The 21,269-nt window shown below is 72.0% G+C and carries 19 protein-coding genes and 1 pseudogene; 11 read left to right on the top strand and 9 right to left on the bottom strand.

The window, feature by feature from the left end:
- Positions 1–21 precede the first annotated feature (21 nt).
- Positions 22–1,023 (top strand): methyltransferase domain-containing protein, encoded by a 1,002-nt coding sequence (locus tag IO33_RS0136250; protein WP_031173081.1) that lies wholly within the window; start codon positions 22–24, stop codon positions 1,021–1,023.
- An 82-nt stretch (positions 1,024–1,105) separates the two neighbouring features.
- On the opposite strand, the gene IO33_RS0136245 is transcribed toward IO33_RS0136250, so the two are convergent.
- The gene (locus IO33_RS0136245) at positions 1,106–2,308 is read right to left on the bottom strand and encodes a bifunctional adenosylcobinamide kinase/adenosylcobinamide-phosphate guanylyltransferase (RefSeq protein WP_031173079.1); all 1,203 of its coding nucleotides are present in this window, start codon (positions 2,306–2,308) and stop codon (positions 1,106–1,108) included.
- 80 nt (positions 2,309–2,388) lie between these two features.
- On the opposite strand from IO33_RS0136245, the gene IO33_RS0136240 reads away from it, so the two are divergent.
- Positions 2,389–2,601, top strand: a complete 213-nt coding sequence (locus tag IO33_RS0136240; protein WP_031173077.1) for a hypothetical protein — start codon at positions 2,389–2,391, stop codon at positions 2,599–2,601.
- A 57-nt stretch (positions 2,602–2,658) separates the two neighbouring features.
- Here IO33_RS0136240 and IO33_RS0136235 read toward each other — a convergent pair whose 3' ends face one another.
- The 3 genes from IO33_RS0136235 to IO33_RS0136225 form a co-directional block, all read right to left on the bottom strand.
- The gene (locus IO33_RS0136235; RefSeq protein ID WP_031173075.1) at positions 2,659–3,732 is read right to left on the bottom strand and encodes a S1C family serine protease; all 1,074 of its coding nucleotides are present in this window, start codon (positions 3,730–3,732) and stop codon (positions 2,659–2,661) included.
- Between the two features lie 56 nt (positions 3,733–3,788).
- Complete coding sequence (locus tag IO33_RS0136230; RefSeq protein ID WP_031173073.1) at positions 3,789–4,490, bottom strand: class I SAM-dependent methyltransferase; 702 nt, start codon at positions 4,488–4,490, stop codon at positions 3,789–3,791.
- An 83-nt stretch (positions 4,491–4,573) separates the two neighbouring features.
- A complete protein-coding gene (locus tag IO33_RS0136225) occupies positions 4,574–5,200 on the bottom strand; it encodes a DUF3043 domain-containing protein (protein ID WP_191871266.1) in 627 nt (208 codons plus the stop codon).
- Positions 5,201–5,436: 236 nt separating this feature from the next.
- Here IO33_RS0136225 and IO33_RS0136220 point away from each other — a divergent pair, with 236 nt between their 5' ends.
- The gene (locus IO33_RS0136220; protein WP_078964031.1) at positions 5,437–6,228 is read left to right on the top strand and encodes a PspA/IM30 family protein; all 792 of its coding nucleotides are present in this window, start codon (positions 5,437–5,439) and stop codon (positions 6,226–6,228) included.
- 33 nt (positions 6,229–6,261) lie between these two features.
- The gene (gene pspAA, locus IO33_RS0136215) at positions 6,262–6,540 is read left to right on the top strand and encodes a PspA-associated protein PspAA (protein WP_031173067.1); all 279 of its coding nucleotides are present in this window, start codon (positions 6,262–6,264) and stop codon (positions 6,538–6,540) included.
- A gap of 45 nt (positions 6,541–6,585) precedes the next feature.
- On the opposite strand, the gene IO33_RS0136210 is transcribed toward pspAA, so the two are convergent.
- Positions 6,586–7,920 carry a hypothetical protein gene (locus tag IO33_RS0136210; RefSeq protein WP_425347993.1) on the bottom strand — a complete coding sequence of 445 codons (1,335 nt, stop codon included), beginning with the start codon at positions 7,918–7,920 and terminating at the stop codon, positions 6,586–6,588.
- A gap of 260 nt (positions 7,921–8,180) precedes the next feature.
- On the opposite strand from IO33_RS0136210, the gene IO33_RS0136205 reads away from it, so the two are divergent.
- The 3 genes from IO33_RS0136205 (at position 8,181) to IO33_RS0136195 (ending at position 13,346) form a co-directional block, all read left to right on the top strand.
- Positions 8,181–9,410 (top strand): sensor histidine kinase, encoded by a 1,230-nt coding sequence (locus IO33_RS0136205; RefSeq protein ID WP_031173062.1) that lies wholly within the window; start codon positions 8,181–8,183, stop codon positions 9,408–9,410.
- Positions 9,407–10,084 (top strand): response regulator, encoded by a 678-nt coding sequence (locus IO33_RS0136200; protein ID WP_031173060.1) that lies wholly within the window; start codon positions 9,407–9,409, stop codon positions 10,082–10,084. The genes IO33_RS0136205 and IO33_RS0136200 overlap by 4 nt, the downstream gene beginning before the upstream one ends.
- A gap of 157 nt (positions 10,085–10,241) precedes the next feature.
- On the top strand, positions 10,242–13,346 hold the full coding sequence (locus IO33_RS0136195) for an efflux RND transporter permease subunit (RefSeq protein WP_031173058.1): 3,105 nt from the start codon (positions 10,242–10,244) through the stop codon (positions 13,344–13,346).
- A gap of 96 nt (positions 13,347–13,442) precedes the next feature.
- On the opposite strand, the gene nadA is transcribed toward IO33_RS0136195, so the two are convergent.
- Positions 13,443–14,627 carry a quinolinate synthase NadA gene (nadA, locus tag IO33_RS0136190; RefSeq protein ID WP_031173057.1) on the bottom strand — a complete coding sequence of 395 codons (1,185 nt, stop codon included), beginning with the start codon at positions 14,625–14,627 and terminating at the stop codon, positions 13,443–13,445.
- A gap of 296 nt (positions 14,628–14,923) precedes the next feature.
- On the opposite strand from nadA, the gene IO33_RS0136185 reads away from it, so the two are divergent.
- On the top strand, positions 14,924–15,280 hold the full coding sequence (locus IO33_RS0136185; RefSeq protein WP_023551351.1) for an iron-sulfur cluster assembly accessory protein: 357 nt from the start codon (positions 14,924–14,926) through the stop codon (positions 15,278–15,280).
- Between the two features lie 84 nt (positions 15,281–15,364).
- Here the strand turns inward: IO33_RS0136185 and IO33_RS0136180 are convergent, their stop codons facing one another.
- Together IO33_RS0136180 and IO33_RS0136175 are read right to left on the bottom strand one after the other, a co-directional pair.
- Positions 15,365–16,978 carry a hypothetical protein gene (locus IO33_RS0136180; RefSeq protein WP_037686868.1) on the bottom strand — a complete coding sequence of 538 codons (1,614 nt, stop codon included), beginning with the start codon at positions 16,976–16,978 and terminating at the stop codon, positions 15,365–15,367.
- 102 nt (positions 16,979–17,080) lie between these two features.
- Positions 17,081–17,290, bottom strand: coding sequence for a hypothetical protein (locus IO33_RS0136175; RefSeq protein ID WP_031173054.1), 210 nt, complete (start codon positions 17,288–17,290; stop codon positions 17,081–17,083).
- A gap of 130 nt (positions 17,291–17,420) precedes the next feature.
- On the opposite strand from IO33_RS0136175, the gene IO33_RS0136170 reads away from it, so the two are divergent.
- Entirely contained in the window at positions 17,421–18,395 is a 975-nt protein-coding gene (locus tag IO33_RS0136170; protein ID WP_031173051.1) for a carbohydrate kinase family protein, read from the top strand.
- Positions 18,396–18,431: 36 nt separating this feature from the next.
- On the opposite strand, the gene IO33_RS0136165 is transcribed toward IO33_RS0136170, so the two are convergent.
- Positions 18,432–19,811, bottom strand: a complete 1,380-nt coding sequence (locus tag IO33_RS0136165; RefSeq protein WP_031173050.1) for a cysteine desulfurase/sulfurtransferase TusA family protein — start codon at positions 19,809–19,811, stop codon at positions 18,432–18,434.
- A 258-nt stretch (positions 19,812–20,069) separates the two neighbouring features.
- Here IO33_RS0136165 and ctaC point away from each other — a divergent pair, with 258 nt between their 5' ends.
- On the top strand, positions 20,070–21,029 hold the full coding sequence (ctaC, locus tag IO33_RS0136160; protein ID WP_031173048.1) for an aa3-type cytochrome oxidase subunit II: 960 nt from the start codon (positions 20,070–20,072) through the stop codon (positions 21,027–21,029).
- Positions 21,026–21,269, top strand: a pseudogene (locus IO33_RS44770) (aa3-type cytochrome oxidase subunit I); the annotation flags it as partial. The gene ctaC and the pseudogene IO33_RS44770, both read left to right, overlap by 4 nt.

The raw sequence follows: 21,269 nt of genomic DNA, 5'->3' as shown, positions 1-21,269 counted from the left end.
ATGTCGCACAGGGAGCCGCCCATGCCGACCTCGCCTTCCACACCGACGCCCCTCCCTCGGCAGGGGCACCCCCAGCGGTCCTCCGACCCCTTCCTCGAACCGCGCCGCGAGAACTGCCCCTGGTGCGGCTCCGGACGGCTGCGCGCCCGGGTGCGGGCGCGCGATCCCCTGCGGCACCGGCCGGGCAGGTTCGTCGTCGACAAGTGCCGCGACTGCGCGCACGTCTTCCAGAATCCCCGGCTCACCGCGGAGGGGTTCGCCTTCTTCCACCGGGACGTCTACGAACGCCACCTGGAGGAGTTCACCGCCCGCGTGCTGTCCGCCCGCGCGGTCCAGCGCCGGCACCGCGACACCGCCCGCAAGCTGTCGGCGCTGGCCGAGGCGGAGAGCTGGCTGGACGTGGGCACGGGCCACGCCCGCTTCCCCGAGGCGGCGAAGGAGTTCTTCCCGTACACGAGCTTCGACGGCCTGGACCCGACGGCCCGGGTGCAGCAGGCCCAGCTGGAGGAGCGGGTCGAGGAGGCCCACCGCGGCTACCTCTCCACCCCTCAGATGGCGGCCCGGCTGCGCGCCCGCTACGACGTGGTCAGCATGTTCCGCCATGTCGAGCACGCGCCCGACCCGCGCGCCGAAATCCGCGCGGCCCTGACGGTCCTGCGCCCCGGCGGCCACCTCGTCGTGGAAGTCGCCGACCCGCGCAGCGCGTTCGCCGCCCTGCTCGGCAGATGGTGGCTGCCCTTCGGCCAGCCCCGCCACCTGCACCTGATGCCGCTGGCGAACCTGCGCGCGGAGCTGGAGTCCCTGGGCTGCACGATCCTCGTCACGGACCGCAGCGCGCCGCACATCCCCTACGACCTCGCCGGCGCCGTCGCCCTGGCCTCGGCGCGCCATTGCCTGCTGAGGACGGCGGCGGCGCCGTTGCTGGACGTGGCGGCGGCCGCGGACCACGTCCTGGCGCCGTTGCTCCGCCACACAAGGTTCTCGAACGCGTACCGGATCGTGGCCCGCAAGGATCGTGCCTGACCGCGGGTGTGCGTCGCGCCCGGCCGCCCGGTTCCCCGCGCCCCTTCGGCGGCGCCCTGCGGGCGCGGGCAGGCGCACCCGCTCAGCCCCGGAGCACGACGGCCTGCCCCGCCACCACCAGCAGCACCTGCTCGCACTCCGCCCCGAACGCCGCGTTCAGCCGCCCGAGTTCGTCCCGGTACCGCCGTCCCGACGCGGTCGCCGGGACGATCCCGGACCCCACCTCGTTGGAGACCGCGACCACGGTCCGCCGGGTACGGCGCACGGCGTCCGCCAGCTCCCGTACCCGCTCCCGCAGGGACCTCTCGCCCCCGCCCGCCCACTCCGCGTCGTCCCACGCGCCCACGGAGTCCATGACGTCCGTCAGCCACAGCGACAGACAGTCGATCAGCAGCGGCGGCCCGTCCTCGGCGAGCAGCGGCACCAGATCCGTCGTCTCCGCCGTACGCCACGACCCCGGTCGCCGCTCCCGGTGCACGGCCACCCGCTGCGCCCACTCGCCGTCCCCGCCGCGGGCCCCGCCGGTGGCCACGTACAGCACGTCCGGGAAGCTCTCCAGACGCCGCTCGGCCTCCACCGACTTGCCCGAACGCGCCCCGCCCAGCACCAGCGTCCGGCGCGGCACGTCGGGCACGTCCTCGTACGCCCCGACCGCCAGCGTCGTACCGTCGGCGACCGCCCGCGCCCCGGCCGCCGCCAGCCGGCGCCGCAGCTCCGGGCCGGGCGGCACGTCATGGTCGAGATGGACGGCGATCACATCGGTGGCCGGCCCCACGGAGCCGACCGCCCGCAGCCGGGCCAGCGCGTCCGGGCGGCCCACGACGTCCGCGAGGACCATGTCGTACGACTCCGCCGTCGCCTCCGTCAGACCGGCCGGCGCCCCGCCCGGCGGCAGATACAGCATCCGCTGCCCGTCCCGCCCGGTCACCGCGTACCCGGTGCCGCCCGCGTCCATCGCCACGGCCCGCACCCGATGTCCCGTCAGCAGCGCCAACTCCCGCCCGTCCGGCACCCGCCCGGGCTGCGGCAGCCCGGCCGGCACCTCCACCGCCGGCCCGTCGTGCGGATGGGACAGCAGCACCTGCCGCACCCCGCCCAGCGAATGCCCGGCCCGCGCCGCCGCGAACGCCGCGCCGGGCGTCAGGTCCAGCAGCAGCTCCCCGTCCACCAACACGGCGGTGGCGGCCCGCGTGTCGGGGCCGAGCGCGGTCGCGCAGGCGGCGCAGGGGCAGTCGGGCCGGGGCAGTCCGGCCGGGGCGCCGGTACCGAGCAGAGTCACTTCCACGGATCGATTTTCGCCTGTCTGATCAGGTCTTGCGCTTCCGGCTAGTCTTCCAGCAGGCGTCGGATCACAAGGAGGCCCACATGACGGCATGGACGTGGCGGTTCGAGAAGGCCGACGGGACGGAGGTCCAGCCCGCGGTGCAGCCCGAGGAGTTCACCACGCAGGGGGATGCCGAGTCCTGGATCGGGGAGCACTGGAAGGCGCTGCTGGACGGCGGGGCCGACCAGGTACGGCTGTTCGAGGAGAACACCGAGATCTACGGCCCGATGAGCCTGCACGCCGACGCGGCGTAACCCGGTACGGCGGTGGGGAGGGCCAGGGCCCGGGGAACCGCCCGGGCCGTGGCCCCGTCACTGCTCGCCCAGCGTCACCTTCGCCGTTCGCTCGGCGCCGTCCCGCTGGAACGTCACCGTCGTCCGCTGCCCCGGCCTGTCCGCCGCCAGCGCCTCCGAGAGGGAGGTGATGGTGGTGATGGGCGCCTTGCCCAGTGCGGTGATGATGTCGCCCGGGCGCAGGCCCGCCCGGTCGGCCGCGCCGCCGCTCGCGACGGTGACCACCGCCACCCCGGCGGGCTGGTAGCGGTCGTCGACGACCGTCCGCGCGCTGATGCCGAGCGCGGCCCGCCCCGAGTCCACGACCTTGCCCTTCTCGACGATCTGGCCGGCGACCGTCCCCACCATGGACGCGGGGATGGCGAACCCGATGCCCGGCGCCGCACTGCCCCCGAGGTCGGGGTCGGCGGCGGCGAGCGTCGGGATGCCGATGACCTGCCCGGCCAGGTTCACCAGCGCACCGCCGCTGTTGCCGGGGTTGATGGCGGCCGAGGTCTGCACCATGTTCGCGATCGTCGCGCCCGTACCCCCGTCCGCGCTGCCCTCGCTGACGGTCCGCCCGGTCGCCGAGACGATGCCCTCGGTCACGCTGGAGGACAGCCCGAGCGGCGAGCCCATGGCCAGCACGATCTGGCCGACCTCCACCGTCTCGGAGTCCCCGAACACCGCCGCCTTCAGCCCGGCCGGCACCTTGTCCAGCTTGATCACGGCCAGGTCCTGCTCGGGGTAGGAGTACACCAGGCGCGCGGTGAGCGGCTCCTCGCTGTTGGCCGCCGTCACCTTGAAGGTCTTCTCCGACTGGACCACGTGCGCGTTGGTGACGATGTGCCCCTTGTCGTCGTACACCACACCCGAGCCCAGGCCGTGACTCGCCTGGATCTGCACGACCGACGGCAGGACCTCCCTGATGACCTTCTGGTACTGGGCCTGCAGGTCGCTCACGGCCATCGGCACCGCCGCACGCGTCGGCGCGGCGGTGTCCTGGCCGGCCGGGGCGGCGGAGCCGGTGCAGCCGGCGGCGAGGGCCGCGCAGCACGCGAGCGCGACGGCGGACACGGCCTTCCGGAGGGCACGGGCGAGGGAAGCGTCCATGCCCCGAGTCTCACCGGGCGATGATCACCCGGCCCGCGCTGTTCCCCCGAACGGCGTCAGCCGCGTACACCGCACAGGTGCAGCAGCGCGGCCATCCCGCGGTAGGGGTCCGTGCGCCCCGCCCGCTCCTCCGCCGCCAGCAGTGTCTCCAGGTCGTCCGGTATCCGCGCGTCGTCGGCCGCGGTGTCCGTGAAGACCCGGACGCCGTACCACGCGTGCAGCGGGGCCGCGATCCCGGCGAGGGTGGCGGTGAGCGCCGACAGCCGGTCGGCCCGTACGTCCAGGCCCAGACGGTTGCGGTAGGCGGTGGTGTCGAAGGCGGCCAGCGCGCCCGCCCAGTCACCGGCGAGACCCGGCCGCATGGCGAGCGCGTCGCCGTTGCGGACCAGCAGGGAGAGGAGTCCGCCGGGCGCCAGCACCCGGGCCAGCCCCGCCACCAGCGGGTCGGGCTCCTCCACGTACATCAGCACCCCGTGGCACAGCACCACGTCGAAGCTGCCCGGCAGGAAGTGCACACCGGTGTCCCGCCCGTCGCCCTGCACCAGCCGGACCCGCTCGCGGATGCCCTCCGGCTGCCCGGCCAGCGCCTCACGCGCGGCGGCGATCATCGTCGCGTCCTGCTCGACCCCGGTCACCTGATGACCGAGCCGGGCCAGCCGCAGCGCCTGCGTGCCCTGGCCCATGCCGACGTCGAGCACCCGCAGCCGCTGCCCGACGGGGAACCGCCCGGCTATCTGCTCGTCGAGCTGCCGGGCCACCAGCTCCTGCCGTACGACATCGCGCAGGTGGCCCAGCTTGTCCAGCCACGCGTGTGCCGCACCCCCGGTGAAGGCGTCAGCGCTCAGGGCCGCTCTCCGCGCTTGACCTGCGGCTTGGGCAGCCGGAGCCGGCGCATCTGGAGAGAGCGCATCAGGGCGTAGGCGACGGCGCCGCGCGTGTTCTCGTCCGGGAAGCGCTCCTTGAGCCGCTTCTTCAGCCGGAACCCGCTGATCGCCGCGTCCACCACGATCAGCACGATCACCACCAGCCACAGCAGCAGCGCGATCGACTGGATCGCCGGCACCCGCACCACGCTGAGCACGAGGATCACCACGGCGAGCGGCAGGAAGAACTCCGCCACGTTGAACCGCGAGTCCACCCAGTTGCGGGCGAACTTGCGGACCGGGCCCTTGTCCCGGGCGGGCAGATAGCGCTCGTCACCGCTGGCCAGCGCCTGGCGCTGCCGCTCCAGGGCCTGGCGCCGGTCCTCGCGCTGGCGCTTCGCGGCCTCCTTGCGGTTGGTGGGCGTCTTGGCCACGCTGCGCCGCTGGGACTGGGCCTCACTGCGCTTGGGCGTGGGCCTGCCCTTCGGGGCCTGCGGGTCACGGGGCTGCTTGGAGAGGACCACCGGCGTCTTGTCGGTGGAGGCCTTCTCGTCCTTGGCACGGCTACGGAACACAAAACCCAAGGGTAAGGGCTGCACCGGCATGGACCCCAGTCCGGCGGGGAACGATCCGGCAACACCGGACGTCTGTAGGGGGACAGAGGGGGTGTTCCGCCAGGGGGTCACCTACTCCTCACGCCGGAGCGGTACCGTCCGCAGTCGTCCTTGGGGATGAGCGCATCACCCCCCGGACAGTGCGGTAATGGAGTCAGGGCCCGTACTGTGGGTCCTGTCGCAGGATCTGTGAGCTGGAGTCCGTCAGAAGGGGGCGCGCGAAGCCCATGAGCGGTGTCATGAAGCGTATGGGGATGATCTTCCGCGCGAAGGCGAACAAGGCCCTTGACCGGGCCGAGGACCCGCGCGAGACCCTCGATTACTCGTACCAGAAGCAACTGGAGCTGCTGCAGAAGGTGCGCCGCGGCGTCGCCGACGTGGCCACCAGCCGCAAGCGGCTGGAACTCCAGCTCAACCAGCTGCAGCAGCAGTCCGCCAAGCTGGAGGACCAGGGCCGCAAGGCGCTCGCCCTCGGCCGCGAGGACCTGGCCCGCGAGGCGCTGTCCCGGCGCGCCGCCCTCCAGCAGCAGGTCACCGACCTCGAAACGCAGCACGCGACCCTTCAGGGCGAGGAGGAGAAGCTCACTCTCGCGGCCCAGCGACTGCAGGCCAAGGTCGACGCCTTCCGTACGAAGAAGGAGACCATCAAGGCCACCTACACCGCCGCCCAGGCCCAGACCCGCATCGGCGAGGCCTTCTCCGGCATCTCCGAGGAGATGGGCGACGTCGGCCTCGCCATCCAGCGCGCCGAGGACAAGACGCAGCAGCTGCAGGCCCGCGCCGGCGCCATCGACGAGCTGCTCGCCTCCGGTGCCCTGGACGACCCGAGCGGCATGGCCAAGGACGACATCGCGGCCGAGCTGGACCGGCTCTCCGGTGGTAGTGATGTAGAGCTGGAACTGCAGCGCATGAAGGCCGAGCTGGCCGGAGGCTCCCCGCAGCAGGCGATCGAGGGCGGCACCGGCCAGGGGCAGACCCAGCAGCAGCCGCAGGACACCCCGCGCTTCGACAAGCAGTAGCCCCGCGCCGGGACGCGAGCCGAGGAGGCCGACGTGATCGTACGGATCATGGGGGAGGGCCAGGTGCAGCTGGACGACTCCCACTTCGTCGAGCTGAACAAGCTGGACGACGAGCTGCTGGAGGAGATGGAGAGCGGCGACAGCGCCGGCTTCCGCAGCACCCTCCACGCCCTCCTGGCCAAGGTCCGTGAGCTGGGCCGGCCGCTGCCCGACGACGCGCTGGAACCCTCCGAGCTGATCCTTCCGGCGCCCGACGCGTCGCTGGAGGAGGTCCGGCAGATGCTCAGCGACGACGGGCTGATCCCGGGCTGACCCCGCTGGGCCGGCCCGGGGTGCACGCCCGGGGCCGGATCGGGGTCAGTTCAGGGTGAACCAGGTGGTGCGGGACTTCTGCCACTCCGGGTGGGTGAGGTCCTTCGCCTCGGTGCCGTCGCCGTAGAGGTCCGCGGCGCCGTCGTCGGTGATCAGCTGTACCCGGGCGCCGGGGGCGCTCAGGTCGGGCACGGAGACGACGGACTCCCAGCCGCCCGCGTCCGCCGTCGGCAGGTCCAGCACCTTCACCGGCCGGTGCCCGGCGACGCCGTCCCAGGAGTACAGGGCGTACGGGTCGCTGTTGTCGTCGGCGGCCCAGGACCCGGCGAGTATCAGGTACTGGCCGGCGTCGTTCCGGCGCAGATCCCGGATGGACAGCCCGCCCAGATCCAGCTCGATCGGTGTCCCGAAGCTCGCCGCGGCCCCGCGCGCCACCTGGTCCATGTTCGTCACCGGCACGACCAGTGCCTTCCCGCCGTTCTGCGGCGGCACCAGCGGGGCCCGGAAGCCGACGTAGGCCGTGGTGCCGGAGCCGGGGGCGAACTCCAGACCCTCGACGTTGAAGCCGTCGATCTGCTTCGGGGTCTGCCCGTCGGCCGTGCCGGCCGCGAAGCCGTACCGGTCGCCGTTCGCCTCGTCCCAGGCGACCAGGTCGTCCCGCAGCCGGTGCCCCGCCGTGCCGAAGGTGAGCCGGGTGGCGGCGCCCGAGCCGGAGACGGTCGTGGTGAACACGGTGTTCCGGTCCGGCTTGTACACGCCGTCCTTGTTGTTGCCGAGCGACCCCGTCCAGTAGACGGTGTTCCCGACCCGCGCGGCGCCCTCGATGTCGACCTCCTTGTCGGCGCCCAGCGCGCTGTCCAGGTCCCAGGTCCGCACCGGCGCGCCCGAGGCCGTCCCGTCGTACAGACGCAGGGTGTTGTCCTCGTCGTTGCCGACGACGACGTACCCGCCGCCGACGTCCACCGCGGCGGAGGCGTCCGAGGCGCCGGTCAGATAGCGGGCGTCGGCGGAGTGCCGGACGGCCGGGGAGGCCGCGTAGTGCAGGGTGGTCGTGGCCGTCTTGCCGCCGAGGCCGGTCACCTTCAGCGTGAGGTCGGTGTAGCCCTGGGCGCGCGCGGCCACGGCGACGGTACGGGTGCCCGCGGTGCCGGTGACCTGGACGTCGCCGGTGCCGGCCACGCTGCTTGTGCTGGTCCTGGTGGCGGTCACGGTGAGCGCGGAGGCGTCGGCGCCGCTCTGCGCGACGGTGACGGTGGCGACGGGGTCGGCCGTGCTGCCGACGGCGCCCGAGAGGTAGGACGCCGACAGTCTGATCGTCGGGGTGCCGTACGTCACCGCGTGGGCGGAGGTGGTGAGGCCGGTGGCCGCGACCAGAGACAGGGCTGCGGCGGACCAGACCACACGGAGCTGAGGACGCACGGGGTGCCTTTCGTCGGCGGGATGCTGGCGAGAAGGGTGCGGACGTCCGGCCAACGCGGCTTGACAGTTGACGGTCCGTCGGGCGACCGGGCGCCCAACACCTCGGGGCGATGTGCGCCCCGGCGTCCACGGGTCCGCCGTGGCCGGTCGCGCAGGCCCCTTCGGGACGTCCGGCCGCGCACCCGTACGGGGCACCGCACGGCACCCGTACTGTTCACCCCGTGAGTACCGTCCGCCCTCTCGACCGGGCCCGCTGCAGCCTCAAGGCCCACCCCTGGGCCCTGGACGCGGCCATCGCCGCCGGGGTCCTGGCCTGCATGGTCGCCGGGTCGTTCGTCGTACCGCGCGGCGCGCACGGCGTCACCTGGGGTGTTCGCACGCCCGACCCGCTGAGCCTTCTCCTCATGCTCCTCGCCGCGGCCGCGCTCGTCTTCCGCCGCCGCGCCCCCATGACGGTCCTCGCCGTCACCGGCGCCCTCTCCGTGATCGAGTCCGTCACCGGCGACCCCCGCGCCCCGGTCGCGATGTCCGCGGTCGTCGCCCTGTACACCGTCGCCGCTGCCACCGACCGCACCACCACCTGGCGCGTCGGTCTGCTCACCATGACCGTGCTGACGGCCGCCGCCATGCTCGGCGGCCCCCTGCCCTGGTACGCGCAGGAGAACCTCGGTGTCCTCGCCTGGACCGGCATCGGCGCCACCGCCGGGGACGCCGTACGCAGCCGGCGCGCGGTCGTGCAGGCCATCCGGGAGCGCGCCGAACGCGCCGAACGCACCCGCGAGGAGGAGGCGCGTCGCCGCGTCGCCGAGGAGCGGCTGCGCATCGCCCGCGACCTGCACGACGTCGTCGCCCACCACATCGCCCTCGTGAACGTGCAGGCCGGGGTGGCCGCGCATGTCATGGACAAGCGGCCCGACCAGGCCAAGGAGGCGCTGGCCCACGTCCGCGAGGCCAGCCGTTCCGCCCTCGACGAGCTGCGTGCCACCGTCGGGCTGCTGCGGCAGTCCGGTGATCCGGAGGCACCGACCGAGCCCGCGCCCGGTCTCAGCCGCCTGGAGGAGCTGGCCGACACCTTCCGCAACGCGGGCCTGCCGGTGCGGGTGGTCCGCGCCGACCAGGGCACCGACCTGCCCGCCGCGGTCGACCTGGCCGCCTACCGGATCGTCCAGGAAGCCCTGACCAACGTGCAGAAACACGCCGGACCCGAGGCCGAGGCCGAGGTCAGCGTCGTACGGGTGGGGACGGACGTCGAGGTGACGGTCCTGGACGACGGTGCCGGCGCGGCCGGTGTGCCCGGGGCCGGCGGCGGCCACGGACTGCTCGGCATGCGCGAGCGGGTCGCCGCCGTCGGCGGCACCCTCTCCACCGGGCCCCGCCACGGCCGCGGCTTCCGCGTCCATGCGATCCTGCCCCTGAAGACCCGTACCGCGGCCCCGGGGGAGTCCGTATGACGATCCGTGTCCTGCTCGCCGACGACCAGGCGCTGCTGCGCAGCGCGTTCCGGGTGCTGGTCGACTCCGAGCCCGACATGGAGGTCGTGGGGGAGGCCTCCGACGGGTCCGAAGCCGTCCGGCTGGCGAAGGAGCGGGCCGCCGACGTCGTCCTCATGGACATCCGGATGCCCGGCACGGACGGGCTGGCCGCGACCCGGATGATCAGCGCCGATCCCTCCCTGGCACAGGTGCGCGTGGTCATCCTGACCACCTTCGAGGTGGACGACTACGTCGTTCAGGCCCTGCGCGCGGGCGCCTCCGGCTTCCTGGGCAAGGGCAGCGAGCCGGAGGAGCTGCTGAACGCCATCCGGCTCGCGGCGGGCGGCGACGCCCTGCTGTCCCCGGCCGCCACCAAGGGGCTGATCGCCCGCTTCCTCGCCCAGGGAGACGACGACGACCGTGACCCCGCCCGCGCCGAGCGGCTCGGGGCGCTCACCGGCCGGGAGCGGCAGGTGCTCGTCCAGGTGGCCGGCGGCCACTCCAACGACGAGATCGCCGAGCGTCTGGAGGTCAGCCCGCTGACGGTGAAGACGCACGTCAACCGGGCCATGGCCAAACTGGGCGCGCGCGACCGGGCCCAGCTCGTGGTGATCGCGTACGAGTCGGGGCTGGTACGTCCGAGGATGGAGTGATCTCCACCCGGGCGTACTGCGGGCGGAGTAGGGCCTGGATAAGGAAATGGACCCTGGGCCTACGAATCGGCCCCCTGCGATGGCTCAGGGTGTTGGGGTGGGCGCTCACCTGCGTCCTTCGCCGCTTCTGCCGCTCACAGAAGAGAGACCCTGATCCATGTCCTGGCTGTCGAGATTCAGCCTCCGGCAACGGGCCCTGATCGGCCTGATGTCGCTTGTCGCGCTCGTCTTCGGGCTGATCGCGATACCCCAGATCAAGCAGCAGCTGCTGCCCACCATCAACCTGCCCATGGTGTCGGTGATCGCGCCGTACCAGGGCGCCTCGCCCGACGTGGTCGAGAAGCAGATCGTCGAGCCGATCGAGAACAACCTCCAGGGCGTCGACGGCGTCAGCACCGTCACCTCCACCGCCAGCGAGGGCAACGCCGTGATCATGGCGTCCTTCGACTACGACAACGACACCAAGCGGATCGTCTCCGACGTCCAGCAGGCCGTGAACCGGGCCCGCAACCAGCTTCCGGACGACGTCGACCCGCAGGTCATATCCGGTTCCACCGACGACATGCCGACCGTGGTCCTCGCCGCCACCTCCGACGAGGACCAGCAGGCCCTCGCGGACCGGCTCGACACGAGCGTCGTACCCACCCTGAAGGACATCGACGGCGTCGGCCGCGTCCAGGTCATGGGCGTCCGTGACCTCCAGGTCACGGTCAGCCCCGACGACGCGAAGCTCGCACGGGCCGGCCTCACCCCCGCCGCGCTCGGCCAGGCCCTCCAGGCGGGCGGCGCGACCGTCCCGGCCGGCTCCTTCGACGAGAACGGCGCCAACCGCACCGTCCAGGTCGGCGGCGGCTTCACCTCGCTGAAGCAGATCCAGGACCTGAGGGTCTTCGGCGAGGGCGGCGGCAAGCCGGTTCGCCTCGGTGACGTGGCCACCGTCAAGGAGCAGCCGGCCCCGGCCGACTCGATCACCCGCACCGACGGCAGGCCCAGCCTCGCCGTCAACGTGACCATGGACCACGACGGCAGCGCGGTCAGCATCTCCGACGCGGTCAAGGACAAGCTGCCCGGCCTGCGCGAGCAGCTCGGCTCCGGCGCGAAGCTCACGGTCGTCAGCGACCAGGGCCCGGCCGTCTCCAAGTCCATCAAGGGCCTGACCACGGAGGGCGCGCTCGGCCTGCTCTTCGCGGTCCTCATCATCCTGGTCTTCCTGGCGTCGATCCGCTCGACGCTGGTCACGGCCGTGTCCATCCCGCTGTCGGTCGTGCTGGCCCTGATCGTGCTGTGGACGCGCGACCTGTCCCTGAACATGCTCACGCTGGGCGCGCTGACCATCGCCATCGGCCGGGTCGTGGACGACTCGATCGTGGTCCTGGAGAACATCAAGCGCCACCTCGGCTACGGCGAGGAGCGCAACGACGCGATCCTGAACGCCGTGCGCGAGGTGGCCGGCGCGGTCACCTCCTCCACCCTCACCACGGTCGCCGTGTTCCTGCCGATCGGCCTGGTCGGCGGCATGGTCGGCGCCCTGTTCGGCTCGTTCAGCATCACGGTGACGGCGGCCCTGCTGGCCTCCCTGCTGGTGTCGCTGACGGTGGTGCCGGTCCTGTCGTACTGGTTCCTGCGCGCCCCGAAGGGCACTCCCGAGGACGCCGCGGAGGCCCGCCGCCGGGCCGAGGAGAAGGAGGCGAACAGCCGCCTCCAGCGCGCCTACGTCCCGGTCCTGCGCTTCGCCACGCGCCGCCGCCTCACCAGCGTGCTGATCGCGATCGTCGTCCTCGTCGTCACGTTCGGCATGGGCGGCCTGCTCAAGACCAACTTCTTCGACCAGGGCGAGCAGGAGGTCCTCACGGTCAAGCAGGAGCTGAAGCCGGGCACGAGCCTGGCCGCCACGGACGCGCAGGCCAAGCGGGTGGAGAAGCTGCTCGCCTCCACCGACGGCGTCAAGGACTACCAGGTCACCGTCGGCTCCTCCGGCTTCATGGCGGCCTTCGGCGGCGGCACGGACACCAACCAGGCGTCGTACCAGGTGATGCTGAAGGACGCGAAGGCGTACGACAAGGTGCAGAAGCACCTGGAGGACGGCCTGAAGAAGCTCAAGGGCATCGGTACGACCACGGTGTCGGCCGGTGACGGCTTCGGCAACCAGAACCTGAGCGTGGTGGTCAAGGCGTCCGACCCGAAGGCGCTGAGCACGGCCGCGGAGCAGGTCCGCTCCACGGTCGCCGGTCTCGACGACGTCACGGACGTCACCAGCGACCTCGCCACGAGCGTGCCGCGGATCTCGGTGAAGGCCAACGCGAAGGCGGCGGCGGCCGGGTTCGACGACCAGAAGCTCGGTGCGGCGGTCGCGCAGGCGGTGCGCGGTACGACGGCGGCGAAGGCGATCCTCGACGACACCGAGCGGGACGTCGTCGTGCGGTCGGCGAAGCCCGCGACGACGCTGGCCCAGCTGAAGGCGCTGCGCCTCGGCCCGGTGAAGCTGGGCGACATCGCCACGGTGAAGCTCGTGGACGGCCCCGTGTCGCTGACCCGGATCGACGGCCGGCGCGCCGCGACCATCACCGCCAAGCCGGACGGTGACAACACCGGCGCGATCAGCACCAAGCTGCAGGCCAAGATCAAGGACCTGAAGCTGCCGGCGGGCGCGAAGGCCGAGATCGGCGGCGTGACGTCGGACCAGAACGACGCGTTCAAGAACCTGGGCCTGGCCATGCTGGCGGCGATCGCGATCGTCTTCATGCTGCTGGTGGCCACGTTCCGGTCCCTCGCCCAGCCGCTGATCCTGCTGGTGTCCATCCCCTTCGCGGCGACGGGCGCGATCGGCCTGCTGGTCGCCACCGGCACCCCGATGGGCGTCCCGGCGATGATCGGCATGCTGATGCTGATCGGCATCGTGGTGACCAACGCGATCGTGCTGATCGACCTGATCAACCAGTACCGCAGGCAGGGGTACGGCGTGGTGGAGGCGGTGATCGAGGGTGGCCGGCACCGGCTGCGCCCGATCCTGATGACGGCCCTGGCGACGATCTTCGCCCTCCTCCCGATGGCCCTGGGTGTCACCGGCGAGGGCGGCTTCATCGCCCAGCCGCTCGCGGTGGTCGTCATCGGCGGCCTGATCACGTCGACGCTGCTCACGCTGCTGCTGGTGCCGACGCTCTACGCGATGCTGGAGCTGCGCAAGGAGCGCCGCGCGAAGAAGCGGGCGGCCAAGCGGGAGGCGAAGGCGACCGCGCCGGTACGGGAGCCGGCCGGAGTCTGACGGCATGCGAAAGGGCCGGGTCTCGTGTGAGACCCGGCCCTTTCGTGCGTGCCGGGGAAGCCCGTGCAGGGGAAGCCCGTGCCGGGGAAGCCCGTGTTAGGGAAGCGCCAGCATCCGCTCTAGCGCCAGCTTCGCGAACGCCTCGGTCTCCTGGTCGACCTCGATCCGGTTGACCAGGTTGCCCTCGGCCAGCGACTCCAGGGCCCAGACCAGGTGGGGGAGGTCGATGCGGTTCATGGTCGAGCAGAAGCAGACCGTCTTGTCGAGGAAGACGATCTCCTTGCCCTCGGGAGCGAAACGGTTCGCCAGGCGGCGGACCAGGTTCAGCTCGGTGCCGATGGCCCACTTGGAGCCGGCGGGAGCGGCCTCCAGGGCCTTGATGATGTACTCGGTCGAGCCGACGTAGTCCGCCGCGGCGACCACCTCGTGCTTGCACTCGGGGTGGACCAGGACGTTCACCCCGGGGATACGGGCGCGCACGTCGTTCACCGAGTCGAGGCTGAAGCGGCCGTGGACCGAGCAGTGGCCGCGCCACAGGATCATCCTGGCCGCCCGCAGCTGCTCCGCCGTGAGGCCGCCGTTCGGCTTGTGCGGGTTGTAGACCACGCAGTCGTCCAGGGACATCCCCATGTCCCGGACGGCGGTGTTGCGGCCGAGGTGCTGGTCGGGCAGGAACAGCACCTTCTCGCCCTGCTCGAAGGCCCAGTCCAGGGCCCGCTTGGCGTTCGACGAGGTGCAGATCGTGCCGCCGTGCTTGCCGGTGAACGCCTTGATGTCCGCGGAGGAGTTCATGTACGAGACCGGCACGACCTGCTCGGCGACGCCCGCCTCGGTCAGGACGTCCCAGCACTCCGCGACCTGCTCGGCCGTCGCCATGTCGGCCATCGAGCAGCCGGCGGCGAGGTCGGGCAGAACGACCTTCTGGTCGGCGGAGGTGAGGATGTCCGCGGACTCGGCCATGAAGTGCACACCGCAGAAGACGATGTACTCGGCCTCCGGGCGCGCGGCCGCGTCCCGGGCCAGCTTGAAGGAGTCACCCGTGACGTCGGCGAACTGGATGACCTCGTCGCGCTGGTAGTGGTGGCCGAGCACGAAGACCTTGTCGCCGAGCTTCTCCTTGGCCGCGCGGGCGCGCTCGACCAGGTCGGGGTCGGACGGTGACGGCAGGTCTCCGGGGCACTCGACGCCCCGCTCGCTCTTCGGGTCGGCCTCACGGCCGAGCAGCAGCAGGGCGAGCGGAGTCGGCTGCACGTCGAGTTCCGGGGTCTGGGCGGTGGTCACGACACGCACCCTTTCTACTTTTCGTCTAACTGACGCTATCTATCATAACCGGTTCACGTCACTTTGACGATGCTCATAGCGTCCATGTGACGTGAATCCCGCTCCCGGCCCGGTGCCCTCCGGTTCGGGTCGCGCCGGGTCCCTCCACAGGCCGCTGCCGCAGCCGACGGCCATGTGCGAGCATGAAGACGGAAGCAAAAACGCGACAACGTGACTGCCCGGCCCGGAATGAATCCGCGGAAGCGCCGGTTGCACTCGTCGGCAAGCAGTCTCCGTACAACCCGGGAGAGATGTAGATGTCCGTATCGGACGAGACCACCACCGTCACCGACGGCATCATCCTGACCGACGCCGCCGCGGCCAAGGTCAAGGCCCTGCTCGACCAGGAAGGCCGCGACGACCTCGCGCTGCGTGTCGCCGTCCAGCCCGGCGGCTGCTCCGGCCTGCGCTACCAGCTCTTCTTCGACGAGCGCTCGCTCGACGGCGACGTGGAGAAGGACTTCGGCGGGGTCAAGGTCGTCACGGACCGCATGAGCGCTCCGTACCTGGGCGGCGCCACCGTCGACTTCGTGGACACGATCGAGAAGCAGGGCTTCACGATCGACAACCCGAACGCGACCGGCTCCTGCGCCTGCGGCGACTCCTTCAGCTGAGCCGACGGACCGTCACGGCCTGACGGTCCGGAAAAAGGCGGCGGCCCCCTGCACGGGGGGCCGCCGCCTTCGTCGTACAGCGGGTCACCGGCGAGGCTGTGCGGACGCGTCCGGGCGCAGCGCGCCGGGCTTGACCTGCGGGACGGGCCGGCCGTCGTCGCCGACCACCGTCCGCCCGTCCAGCGGCGCGGCCAGCCGTACGGTCTTCACATACTCCTTGGCGATCAGCACGCAGACCTTGCCCGGCCAGGGCCGCTCGGTGACGGTCACGGTCACCCGCTCGGCGCTCTCCCGCGCCGACACCTTGTAGTCGGCGCACACCCCGCCGGCGAAGCTCACGGTCAGCTCCCGGCCTGCGGCCGTGTAACCGGTCACCTGCACGGTCCGGGTCGGCGCCGCGGACGCCGTCGGCGCGGAGGGCGTGGCCGACGACGCCAGAGAGCGGGGATCGACCGCCGGATACGCCACCGTGGAGGCGCCCTGACCGGCCGGCTCCCGCACCCCGAACAGCCAGGACGGCACCAGCGTCCGCCGCCCGGCGACGGAGTGCGAGGCCAGCCCGAAGACCGCCTTGTCCACGGTCACCGTCTCGGTGCCCGGATCCGCCCCCTGCTGCGCCACCCCCGTGGACGACCCGCAGGGCTGTTCCAGCCGGTCCTTCAGCGGCATCGGACTGGCACAGCCGCCGATCCCCATCCGGTGGTCTCCCTTCGGGGCCGCGTTCATCAGCTTCAGCGTCTTCGCGGCGCTCAGCACGGGGTACGTGTCGCCCTTGACGGCGGTCCCCAGCAGGCCGTACCCGCCGACCAGCTCGCCCCGCCGGTCCACGGTCAGGCCGGTCGTCCAGCCGTACGTCGGCAGCCCGCCCACCACCGGGTCGGCGTTGACCACCCGCTGGGAGCCCATGACCTGGCTCGCGTCGATCTTCGCGCCGTCCAGTCCGGCCGCCTTCAGCACCGGCGCCGCCGCCTTCTCGGCCGCCGCCACGCTCACCGGAGTGCCGAGGGGAGCCATCGGGTCGTGCGCGCACAGGACCCCCTTCTTGCAGTCGTCGGTGCCCGGCGCGGACCGGCTGTAGCTCCAGCTGCCCGACGCGTCCCGGTTCACCTGGAGGCTCGGCCCAAAGCCGTCCCCGCCGCCGACCCGCCAGATCCGCCCCTGGGCCACCGGAGTGCCCTCGACGCCCAGCGCCCGGGCCAGCCGGGCCACCGCGTCCTTGCCGACCTCGCCCTTCGGCCCGTACACCGGCGCGGAGCCGGGACCGGCCGGCAGCTCGCCCCGGGCCACGTACCTCGCCCCGTACGGGTCGGGCTCGCCCGGGGCGATACCGCCCGTGCCCCTGAAGCCGTCCAGGGCGAGGGGCGGGGGAGGGGCACCGTCACCGGCCGTACGGCCCCCGGAGTCACCGCTCGCCGCGAGATAGGCGCCACCGCCGCCCACCAGCAGCACGGCGGCGGCGACGGAGACGACGGCGAGCCGGGACCGGTGCGGCGCGGCACGCCCGCCGTCCGTGCCGTCGGCCTCGGGAGCGCCGGCTTCAAGGGAACCGCCGGCACCGTCGCCGGTGTGCGCGTCCCGCGTCGTCGCGGGCTTCGGCTCCGGCTTCCCGGAGTCCTCGACGCCCTCGTGGCTCCCGGCGCTCCCGGCCTGCTCGGAGCCCTCAGGGTGCTCGCGGTTCTCGGGTCGCTCGGTGTTCACCGCATCGCTCCTCGCTGGTCGTATCCCGCATCCCCCACCCGGGGGACGGCGATGGGACGCGCGAGGGGAGCGTGCGGTTCCCTGCCGAATGCGCCCGGCGCGTCAGTCGCCGTAGTCCGACATCGCGTCCAGCAGACGTGCGGACCGGGCCGGCACGGTCACCCCGTGGATCAGGGACGGCGGCACCGGCCGGGACTCGGCGTGCTCGGGAACCGTCCAGTGCCGGGCCATCCGGGCGCAGTCACCCCGCAGCGCGGCGAGGTCGCCCTCGAGGTCGGCCGGGGCGGCGGAGCGGAACTTGAGGTTCGTCATGACCGCACGGTAGGCCCGTTCCGGCCCGCGAAGAAACATCTACTATCGGGTAGTTTCGCCAACTACAGCCCCGGCGGTGGAACGGGTAGCGTGAACTGTCAGCCCAGCCTCCCGCAGGAGAATGCCCGTCGTGCGCATCGCAGTCACCGGCTCCATCGCCACCGACCACCTCATGACCTTCCCCGGCCGGTTCGCCGACCAGTTCGTCGCGGACCAGCTGCACACGGTCTCGCTCTCCTTCCTGGTCGACAACCTGGAGGTGCGTCGCGGCGGCGTCGGCGCGAACATCGCCTTCGGTATGGGCCAGCTCGGCACCGCACCGGTCCTGGTCGGTGCCGCCGGCTTCGACTTCGACGAGTACCGGGCCTGGCTCGGCCGGCACGGTGTGGACACCGACTCGGTCCGCATCTCCGAGACCCTGCACACCGCCCGCTTCGTGTGCACCACCGACGCCGACCACAACCAGATCGGCTCCTTCTACACCGGCGCGATGAGCGAGGCCCGCCTCATCGAGCTCAAGACCGTCGCCGACCGCGTGGGCGGCCTCGACCTGGTCCTCATCGGCGCCGACGACCCCGAGGCGATGCTCCGGCACACCGAGGAGTGCCGCTCGCGCGGGATCCCGTTCGCCGCCGACTTCTCCCAGCAGATCGCCCGGATGGAGGGCGAGGAGATCCGGATACTGCTGGACGGTGCGACGTACCTGTTCTCCAACGAGTACGAGAAGGGCCTCATCGAGTCCAAGACCGGCTGGAGCGAGGACGAGATCCTGGCCAAGGTCGGTCACCGCATCACCACGCTCGGTTCGCGGGGCGTGCGGATCGAGCGGGTCGGCGAGGACCCGATCGAGGTCGGCTGCGCCGAGGAGGAGCGCAAGGCGGACCCCACGGGTGTCGGCGACGCCTTCCGCGCCGGGTTCCTGTCGGGACTGGCCTGGGGCGTCTCGCTGGAGCGCGCCGCCCAGGTCGGCTGCATGCTCGCCACGCTGGTCATCGAGACCGTGGGGACGCAGGAGTACCAGCTGCGCCGGGGTCACTTCATGGAGCGGTTCGTGAAGGCGTACGGGGACGACGCGGCGCAGGAGGTGCGGGCTCACCTGCGCTGAGGCGTCGGCCGCCGCTCCTCGCGCCCGCGGGGCCGGTCACCTCGTCCGGCGGACGACGTATGCCGTTCCGTTGTCCGCCGGCTCCTCTCCCACGTACTCCTGCCCCCGCATCTCGCACCAGGCCGGAATGTCCAGGCGGGCCGCCTCGTCGTCGGACAGGACCCGTACGGTCCCTCCGACCGGCACCCCGCCGAACGCCTTGGCCAGTTCGATGACCGGGATCGGGCAGCGCTTGCCGAGGGAGTCGACGACCAGTTCCCGCGGGCCCGCCTGCACGGCGGGCGCCGTCGGCGCGCCCAGCTTCTCCCGGACCCCCGACACCGCGCCCGGCAGCACCGCCAGGAACCGCTCCACGTCCTCCTCGGCCACCCCCGCCGGCAAAGACACCCGCACGTTCCCCTCGCTCAGCACCCCCATCGCCTTCAGCACATGGCTGGGCGTCAGCGTGCTGCTGGTGCAGGACGAGCCGGAGGACACCGAGAAGCCCTCCCGGTCCAGTTCGTGCAGCAACGCCTCGCCGTCGACGTAGAGACAGGAGAAGGTGACGATCCCGGGCAGCCGCCGCTCGGGGTCGCCGACCACCTCCACGTCCGCCACGGTCTGCGGCACCCGGGCCCGGATCCGCTCCGTCAGCTCCCGCAGCCGTACCGCCTCCTGGGCCGCCTGCGCCCGCACCGCGCGCAGGGACGCCGCGGCCGCCACGATCGCCGGGATGTTCTCGAACCCGGGTGCCCGCCCCGACTCCCGCTCGTCCACCGGCCCTTGGGCGGCGAACCGCACCCCCTTGCGGACGACGAGCAGCCCCACCCCGGACGGCCCGCCCCACTTGTGCGCACTGGCCGCCAGCAGCGACCAGTCGCCCTCGACGGGCCCCCACGCCAGCGACTGCGCCGCGTCCACCAGCAGCGGCACCCCCGCGGCCCGGCACACCTCGGCCACCTCGCCCACCGGCTGCACGGTCCCCACCTCGTGGTTGGCCGACTGCAGACAGGCGAGTGCGGTGTCCGGGCGAAGAGCGGCCGCGTAGCCCGCCGGGTCCACCAGGCCGGCCCGGTTCACCGGCACCTGGGTCACCGTTCCACCGTCCGCCTCGAGCACCTCCGCCGAATGGAGCACGGAGGAGTGTTCGACGGCTGACACGATCAGGTGGCGTCCGGCCCGGCGCCGGCCGGCCAACGCTCCCGCGACACCCGCATGGACGGCCCGCGTCCCCGAAGAGGTGAAGGCCAGCTCATCGGCCCGGCACCCCACCGCTTCGGCGGCGGCCTCCCGAGCCGCGTCAAGCAGCATCCGCGCCTTCCGCCCCTCCCGGTAGAGCCGAGCGGGATCGGCCCACCCTTCATCCAAAGAGGCCAACAACGCCTGACGAGCGACGGGATGGAGGGGAACGGCGGAAGCAGCGTCAAAGTAGCCCATACGGCAACGCTAAACCGCCGGTCAGGGCAGCGTCTCCAAGGGGCTCGAGGAACGGCGCGACCAGCCACAACAGGCCCGCAGCCGCCAATCCAGCGAACCACCCGGGTTAGTAGGCCCCCCTCCCCGCGAACCCCCGGAGGGCGTCGGCTAGGGTTTGGTCCGCATAAACATCCAAACCCCTGCCCGACGCAGGGCGGCGACCGACCAGCGAGAAGGCCGCAGCCGACCGCGCGGGCGAGACTCTCGGGAAGGCGCTACGTGAGTCCCAACGGCTCCGACCGCTCGCCGCGGCGCCCGATGCGGCGGAAGCTGCTGCAGGCATTGACCGCGGGCCTGGTCCTGGCGACCGCAACCGGTTGCACATACAAGGACTTCCCCCGCCTTGGTATGCCCACCCCGACCACGGATGAGGCTCCGCGGATCCTCACGCTGTGGCAGGGCTCCTGGGCTGCCGCGCTCGCCGTCGGCGTGCTGGTGTGGGGCCTGATCCTGTGGAGCGCCATGTTCCACCGGCGCAGCCGCACCAAGGTCGAGGTACCTCCGCAGACCCGGTACAACATGCCGATCGAGGCCTTGTACACGGTGGTCCCGATCATCATCATCTCGGTGCTCTTCTACTTCACGGCCCGGGACGAGTCGAAGCTCCTCGATCTCTCCAAGAAGCCCGACGTCACGGTCAACGTGGTCGGCTTCCAGTGGAGCTGGGGCTTCAACTACGTCGAGAACGTCCCCGGTGTGCCCGGCGACGCCAAGACCGACAAGAACCTGGACGCCATCCCGGACCGGTTCAAGAAGGACTTCCCGGCGAACGCCGGCGGTGTCTACGACGTCGGTACCCCCGGCACGCGGAACCCGCAGACGGGCAACCCCGGTCCGACGCTCTGGCTCCCCAAGGGCAAGACGGTCCGCTTCGTCCTGACCTCTCGTGACGTCATCCACTCCTTCTGGGTGGTGCCGTTCCTGATGAAGCAGGACGTCATCCCGGGCCACACCAACGCCTTCCAGGTGACTCCGAACCACGAAGGCACCTTCCTCGGCAAGTGCGCCGAGCTCTGCGGCGTCGACCACTCGCGCATGCTGTTCAACGTGAAGGTCGTCTCCCCGGCGGCGTACCAGAAGCACCTCCAGGACCTCGCCAAGAAGGGGCAGACCGGTTACGTTCCCGCCGGCATCGCGCAGACGAGCCACGAGAAGAACCGGGAGACGAACAACCTGTGAGCATCCTCAACGAACCCCAGGGTGCCGCGGCAGCTGAAGGCTCGTACTCAGACGAGCTGCCGGTCAGGCGCAAGCAGCCGGGCAATGTCGTGGTGAAGTGGCTGACGACCACCGACCACAAGACGATCGGCACGCTGTATCTGGTCACGTCGTTCGCGTTCTTCCTGATCGGTGGCGTCATGGCGCTGCTGATGCGTGCGGAGCTGGCCCGGCCGGGTCTGCAGATCATGTCGAACGAGC

The sequence above is a fragment of the Streptomyces durhamensis genome, assembly GCF_000725475.1.
GTDB classification, from domain to species: Bacteria; Actinomycetota; Actinomycetes; order Streptomycetales; family Streptomycetaceae; genus Streptomyces; species Streptomyces filipinensis.
This window is presented reverse-complemented; position numbering and strand designations above follow the sequence as displayed.